Source organism: Streptomyces sp. NPDC054765, assembly GCF_053612065.1.
Genome location: NZ_JBSHBP010000063.1, coordinates 1 through 6,680, shown reverse-complemented (window position 1 = coordinate 6,680; position 6,680 = coordinate 1). Strand labels below are relative to the sequence as shown.

The following is a 6,680-nucleotide window of genomic DNA, read 5'->3' as shown; positions in this document are numbered from 1 at the left end:
CACCGCCCCCCAACCGGGGCCCAGGGGCTCCCAAAACGCCGCGGGTACACCGGTGGGGGGCCCACGGGTTTCCCCCGCCCCCCCCCGCCCCCGTTCAGCGTGTCTCGGGACCCGCGAGATGGCGGGCGATGACCATCCGCTGGATCTGGTTGGTGCCCTCGACGATCTGCAGCACCTTCGCCTCCCGCATATAGCGCTCGGCCGGGAAATCGAGGGTGTAGCCGTAGCCGCCGAGGAGCTGGACGGCGTCGGTGGTCACCCGCATCGCGGTGTCCGTGCAGAACAGCTTGGCCATCGCCGCTTCCTTGGAGAACGACAGACCGGCGTCGCGCAGCCGGGCGGCGGTGAGGTAGAGGGCGCGGCCCGCCTCGATCTGGGTGGCCATGTCGGCGAGCATGAAGCGCAGGCCCTGGAAGTCGACGATCGGGCGGCCGAACTGCCGTCGTTCGGCGGTGTACGAGAGCGCCTCGTCCAGGGCCGCCTGGGCGACGCCGATGGCGCAGGCCGCGATGCCCAGGCGCCCGGAGTCCAGGGCGGACAGGGCGATGGCGAAGCCCTGGCCCTCGTCCCCGAGGCGGCGGGAGTCGGGGATGCGGACGGCGTCGAAATGCAGCTGGGCCGTCGGGGAGCCCTTCATGCCCATCTTGCGCTCGGGTGCCGCGGCGCTGAGGCCCTCGGCGTCACCGGGCACCAGGAAGGCGGTGATGCCACGGGCGCCACTGCCGCCGGTGCGGGCCAGCACGGTATAGAAGTCGGCCACGCCGCCGTGGGTGGTCCAGGCCTTGGTGCCCTCCAGCTTCCAGGTGTCGCCCTCCCGGGTCGCGCGGGTGGTCAGGGAGGCGGCATCGGAGCCCGAGGAGGGCTCGGAGAGGCAGTACGCGCCGACGAGTCCGCCGCCGAGCATGTCCGGCAGGTGTTCGGCACGCTGCTCCTTGGTGCCGTATCCGGCGAGCGCGTGGCAGGCGAGGGTGTGCACACTGACGCCGAGGCCGACGGTGAGCCGGGCGGCGGCGAGTTCCTCCACGACCTGGAGGTAGACCTCGTAGGGCTGGCCGCCCCCGCCGAATTCGTCGTCGTAGGGCAGCGAAAGCAGTCCGGATTCCGACAGCAGGGTGAAGGTCTCGCGCGGGAAGTGGCCGGCATCCTCCTCCTCGGAGGCCGTTGGCCTGATCTCGCGCTCGGCGAGCTCACGTACGAGGGTCAACAGGTCGCGGGCTTCCTCCGTGGGCAGCCTGCGGTCCACCGGCCGGGGGCCGTACTCGGTCATGGCGGCGCTCTCCTCCCTGTCGGGCGCTGCGGCGACACTCGCAGGGTGGGCGGCGGCGCCGGTTTCGTGGTGCCAGGCCGATGATCGCGTTCCGGGTCGCGGATGCCGATGACCTGCGGCGGTGGCGCTAGGAGTATGCCCGATCGGAGGCCTCGCGTCACGGGTTGATCTTCACGGACTGCAGCAATCCGGCCCCGTACCGACCGGTCATGAAAGTGGTCCGAACCATTGACTCGCTGGTCTAGTCCTTCTAGCTTCTCCTCCAACGTTCCACGCGTTCATGCGCATTCAGAACGCAGGTCAGCCCCCCTCGCCCCCCTCCGAGGAGATGACATGCTCAGACCCCACCGGATGCGATCGCCCCGCAGAGCGATCGCCGCCGCCACCGCGCTGTGTACGGCGGCGCTGGCCGGCACCCTGCTCGCCGGCCCGGCCTCCGCCCACCCGGCCGGCGCCCCCACTGCCCGGCACACCGCCACGGCCGCCACCACGGCGACGCCGGCCGCGGCGGGCGACAAGGTGGTCGGATACTTCACCAACTGGGGTGTCTACGACCGCAATTACCACGTCAAGAACATCGAGACATCGGGCTCGGCGGCCAAGCTGACGCACATCAACTACGCCTTCGGCAACGTCCAGGGCGGCAAGTGCGCCATCGGTGACTCCTACGCCGACTACGACAAGGCCTACCCCGCCGACCAGAGCGTCGACGGCACGGCGGACACCTGGGACAACGGCGCGCTGCGCGGCAACTTCCACCAGCTGCGCGAGCTCAAGAAGCTGCACCCGGGCCTCAAGGTGATCTGGTCGTTCGGCGGCTGGACCTGGTCGGGCGGCTTCGGTGAGGCCGCCAAGAACCCCGACGCCTTCGCCCAGTCCTGCCTCGACCTGGTCGAGGACAAACGCTGGGCGGATGTCTTCGACGGCATCGACATCGACTGGGAGTACCCCAACGCCTGCGGCCTGACCTGCGACACCAGCGGTAAGGACGCCTTCACCGGAGTGATGAAGGCGCTGCGGTCGAAGTTCGGCCGGAACAATCTGGTGACCGCGGCGATCACCGCGGACGCCTCGGCCGGCGGCAAGCTCGACGTGGCCGACTATGCGGGCGCGGCACAGTACGTCGACTGGTACAACCCGATGACCTACGACTACTTCGGGGCGTGGGATGCCAAGGGCCCGACGGCGCCGCATTCCCCGCTCACGTCGTACAACGGCATCCCGAAGGCCGGCTTCAACACCACCGACACCATCGCCAAGCTGAAGGGCCTCGGTGTTCCGGCGAGCAAGCTGCTGCTGGGCATCGGCTTCTACGGCCGTGGCTGGTCGGGCGTCACCCAGGACGCGCCGGGCGGTACCGCGACCGGGGCCGCACCGGGCAAGTACGAGGCCGGGATCGACGACTACAAGGTGCTCAAGGACCGCTGCCCGGCCACCGGCAAGGTGGGCGGCACCGCCTACGCCAGGTGCGGCGACCAGTGGTGGAGCTATGACACCCCGGAGACCATCGGCACGAAGATGGCCTTCAAGAACGCGCAGGGTCTGGGCGGCACGTTCTTCTGGGAACTGAGCGGTGACACCGCCAACGGGGAGCTGATCAAGGCCATCACCTAGCCGCAGAAGCAGCGAACGGGAGGGGCGGGAGGCGGCGGTCTCCCGCTCCTTCGTCCTGCCGAACGGCGGCGTCCGATGCCGCCTCAGGCCGGCGGGCGCGGGGGCGCCGGACAGCTCGGCTCGTACTCCTCGATCAGCCGGAGGGTGTCCCCCAGGCCGCGCACCAGCAGCGCGACGACCGTCTCGCGGGGCACCTCCTGCTCCGTGATCCAGTCGAGGGTGACGCCCTCGACGCTGGACAGCCAGCCGGTCAGCGCCATACGGGCGAGCGGGGGGATGTCGGCCCGGCCCCAGGCGCCGAGGGCGAGGGTGCCGAGCAGCCGGGCGCGGACGCTGTCGCGGATCGCCAGCACCTCGGTGTCGAAGCCGACCCCGCCGGTGACGATGGTGCGATAGGCCGCCTGATGATGCTGGGCGTAGCGCAGATAGCCGTCGACGGTGCGCTGGACGCGTTCGACGGGCGGGAGGTCCTGGGCGCTGCCGGCCCGCTCGACCAGTTCGGCGACCGCGTCCTCGATGATCGCGAGGTAATAGCCGCGCTTGTTGGTGAAGTAGTAATAGATCAAGCCCTTGGCGACCCCGGCCTGGCGTGCGATGTCGTCCATGGACAGCGCGTCATAGGAGGTGTCGGCGAACAACTTCCGTCCGGTGGCTATCAGTTCGGCCCGGCGCGCCCGGGAGCGCGCGGTGCCGCCGGCAGCCGCAGAGCCGCCCGTTCCCCGCTCTTGTCCATCATTCAAAATGAGCCCTATTTTCCAACTTCCACAAATTTTCAGCAGTATGGCAGAACGTCATGGCGTGCAGACTGACCTCCGCCGGGCGCAGTCCGAGGTCCGCGGGCTGCAGTCCGGGGCCCATGGCCCGCAGTCCGTGCTCCGTGCTCCGTGCTCTGTGCTTCGTGCTTCGTGCTCCGTGCTTCGTGCTTCGTGGTCCGCAGGGCGCGTCTGAAGCACCTTGGCCGCTCCGGCGGGCGACGCGGCCCGCCCGGCCCGGTTGCGGCTGTGCGCGAGGGGGCCACCGTGACGCCCGTGGGTGACCCTGCACGCCCGTGGGTGCTCTTGCCCGCCCGTGGGGTTTACGGCCCCGCCCGGTACGAGCACCATCGGCCGTACGGGGGCAGAAGCCGCATCGAAGAGGTGACACGTGGTCAACCCTTGGCTGGCGATGGAGACCGGTGCCGATCCGATGGAGCGCACCCGCACGGTGCGCCGGGCCCATGCGGCCTTCCTGGCCGACGGGACCGTTGCGCCACCGGTCCGCCGGGTGGTCGCCGACTCCTGGCGCCGCTCCGCGGACGCCCGTGCAGCGGCGGACGGCGCCGCGCCCATCGATCTGGACGAGGCCGCGCTCGGCGTCTACCGGGACGGGCACCCGCTGGCCCGTGCGATGCCCGTCTTCCGGGAGCTGCTGGGCAGCTTCGCGCAGGACGGTGCGCATCTGCTGGCCGTCTGCGATCCGCAGGGGCGGCTGCTGTGGGTGGAGGGGCACCGCGGGGTGCGGCGCAGCGCCGAGCGGATGAACTTCGTGGTCGGGGCCCGCTGGGACGAACGGCACGCCGGCACCAACGCCCCGGGCACCGCGCTGGCCGCCGATCACGCCGTACAGATCTTCGCCGCCGAGCACTACAACCGACAGGTGCAGCGCTGGACCTGCGCCGCCGCCCCGCTGCACGATCCGCGGACCGGGCGGCTGCTCGGCGCGGTCGACATCACCGGCGGCGGCCATTTGGCGAGCCCGCACAGCCTGGCGCTGGTACAGGCAACGGCCCGCGCTGCGGAAGCCCATCTCGCCGCGGACGTACCGGAGTTGGGCGTATGCCTGACGGCACTCGGCCGGGACGAGGCGCTGCTGGTGGTGGACGGGGAGCGGCTGCGGCTCGGCCGCCGGCACAGCGAGATCATGGCGCTGCTGGCCCGGCACCCCGAAGGGCTGACGGGCGACCAGCTCTCGGTGCTGCTCTACGGCGAACGCGACATGCGCCCGGTCACGCTGCGGGCCGAGCTGTCCCGGCTGCGCCACCTCATCGGCACGCTGCTGCATTCGCGCCCGTACCGGCTGAGCCGGCCCGTGGAGACCGATCTGTGTGCGGTCGAGGAGGCGTTGGCGGCCGGCGAGGTACGGTCCGCGCTCGGTGCCTACCGCGGTCCGCTGCTGCCCCTGTCGGAGGCGCCCGGTGTGCAGCGGCTGCGCGGTGCCCTGGAGGACCGGCTGAGGCGGGCACTGCTCGACGCGCGCGACCCCGGCCTGCTGCGGGAGTGGTCGCGCACCCCCTGGGGCGAGGACGACCTGGAGATCTGGGAAGCCCTGGTGGACACCCTGCCGGAGCGCTCCCCGGCGCGCGGCGCACCGATGGCCACCGCGGACCGGTTGCGCGCGGCGTACGGCCTGACCGGCGGTTCCCCCGGTGGCGTGAGCGGGCCGGCCGCCACGTACGTCGCAACGTTCGCGCAACCTCCCCAGCCCTAGCCTGCGCACAATGCCCGTCACACGGGAGTGGCGGGCACCGCGCCGAGAGCGATTGGGAGGCCGCACCATGGCCCGTTACGCCAGCCCGGGTTCCGCCGATGCCGTCATGAGCTATCTGCCCCGCTACGACCACTGGATCGGCGGGGAGTTCGTGGCGCCCGCACTGGGCCGGTACTTCGAGAACCCGACCCCGGTCAACGGGCAGCCGTTCACCGAGGTCGCGCGGGGCACCGCCGAGGACGTGGAACGTGCCCTGGACGCCGCGCACGCGGCCGCGCCCGGCTGGGCCCGCACGGCCGCCGCCGAACGCGCCGCCGTCCTCAACAAGATCGCCGACCGGATGGAACAGAATCTGGAGGCCCTGGCGGTCGCCGAGAGCTGGGAGAACGGCAAGCCCGTACGGGAGTCCCTGGCTGCCGACATCCCACTCGCCATCGACCACTTCCGCTACTTCGCGGGCGCCATCCGCGCCCAGGAGGGCTCCCTGTCGGAGATCGACGAGGACACGGTCGCCTACCACTTCCACGAGCCGCTCGGGGTGATCGCCCAGATCATTCCGTGGAACTTCCCCATCCTGATGGCGACGTGGAAGCTCGCCCCGGCACTGGCCGCCGGCAACGCCGTGGTCCTCAAGCCCGCCGAACAGACCCCCGTTTCGGTGCACTTCTGGATGAGCCTGATCGCGGATCTGCTGCCGCCCGGCGTCGTCAACATCGTCAACGGCTTCGGCGCGGAGGCCGGCAAACCGCTGGCCTCCAGCCCGCGGGTCGCCAAGGTCGCCTTCACCGGGGAGACCACGACCGGCCGTCTGATCATGCAGTACGCGTCCGAGAACCTGCGGCCGGTGACGCTCGAACTGGGCGGCAAGAGCCCCAACATCTTCTTCGACGACGTCTCGTCCGCGGCGGACGACTTCCACGACAAGGCCCTGGAAGGCTTCACCATGTTCGCCCTCAACCAGGGCGAGGTCTGCACCTGCCCGTCCCGGGCGCTGATCCAGCGCGGGCACTACCAGGACTTCCTGGAGGCCGGGGTGGCCCGCACGGAGAAGATCGTCCAGGGCCACCCGCTGGACACCGACACAATGATCGGTGCACAGGCCTCCAACGACCAGCTGGAGAAGATCCTCTCCTACCTGGACATCGGCCAGAAGGAGGGCGCCCGCATCCTGACCGGCGGCTCCCGGGCCGAACTCGGCGGCGAACTGGAGGGCGGCTACTACGTCCGTCCGACGATCTTCGAGGGCAACAACGAGATGCGGGTCTTCCAGGAGGAGATCTTCGGCCCGGTGGTCGCCGTGGCCCCCTTCAGCGACTTCGACGACGCCATCGGC

5 protein-coding genes are annotated in these 6,680 nt (G+C 70.9%); 3 read left to right on the top strand and 2 right to left on the bottom strand.

The annotated features are described in order from the left end of the window. Positions 1-94: 94 nt before the first annotated feature. Positions 95-1,267: an acyl-CoA dehydrogenase family protein gene (locus tag ACWGJY_RS29905; RefSeq protein ID WP_453263986.1), complete on the bottom strand. Its 1,173-nt coding sequence runs from the start codon at positions 1,265-1,267 to the stop codon at positions 95-97. 333 nt (positions 1,268-1,600) lie between these two features. Here ACWGJY_RS29905 and ACWGJY_RS29900 point away from each other — a divergent pair, with 333 nt between their 5' ends. After that, positions 1,601-2,881, top strand: a complete 1,281-nt coding sequence (locus ACWGJY_RS29900; protein ID WP_453263985.1) for a glycoside hydrolase family 18 protein — start codon at positions 1,601-1,603, stop codon at positions 2,879-2,881. 83 nt (positions 2,882-2,964) lie between these two features. Here the strand turns inward: ACWGJY_RS29900 and ACWGJY_RS29895 are convergent, their stop codons facing one another. Then, on the bottom strand, positions 2,965-3,621 hold the full coding sequence (locus tag ACWGJY_RS29895; protein ID WP_453263984.1) for a TetR/AcrR family transcriptional regulator: 657 nt from the start codon (positions 3,619-3,621) through the stop codon (positions 2,965-2,967). Positions 3,622-4,024: 403 nt separating this feature from the next. On the opposite strand from ACWGJY_RS29895, the gene ACWGJY_RS29890 reads away from it, so the two are divergent. Together ACWGJY_RS29890 and ACWGJY_RS29885 are read left to right on the top strand one after the other, a co-directional pair. Next, entirely contained in the window at positions 4,025-5,347 is a 1,323-nt protein-coding gene (locus tag ACWGJY_RS29890) for a GAF domain-containing protein (RefSeq protein WP_453263983.1), read from the top strand. Positions 5,348-5,414: 67 nt separating this feature from the next. Next, a partial coding sequence (locus ACWGJY_RS29885; protein WP_453263982.1) for an aldehyde dehydrogenase family protein occupies positions 5,415-6,680 on the top strand: 1,266 nt, incomplete at its 3' end.

Bases quoted from the DNA above. Each gene is read 5' to 3' on its own strand.
- ACWGJY_RS29900 (WP_453263985.1), top strand. From the start codon at position 1,601: ATGCTCAGACCCCACCGGATGCGATCGCCCCGCAGAGCGATCGCCGCC.
- ACWGJY_RS29905 (WP_453263986.1), bottom strand. From the start codon at position 1,267: ATGACCGAGTACGGCCCCCGGCCGGTGGACCGCAGGCTGCCCACGGAG.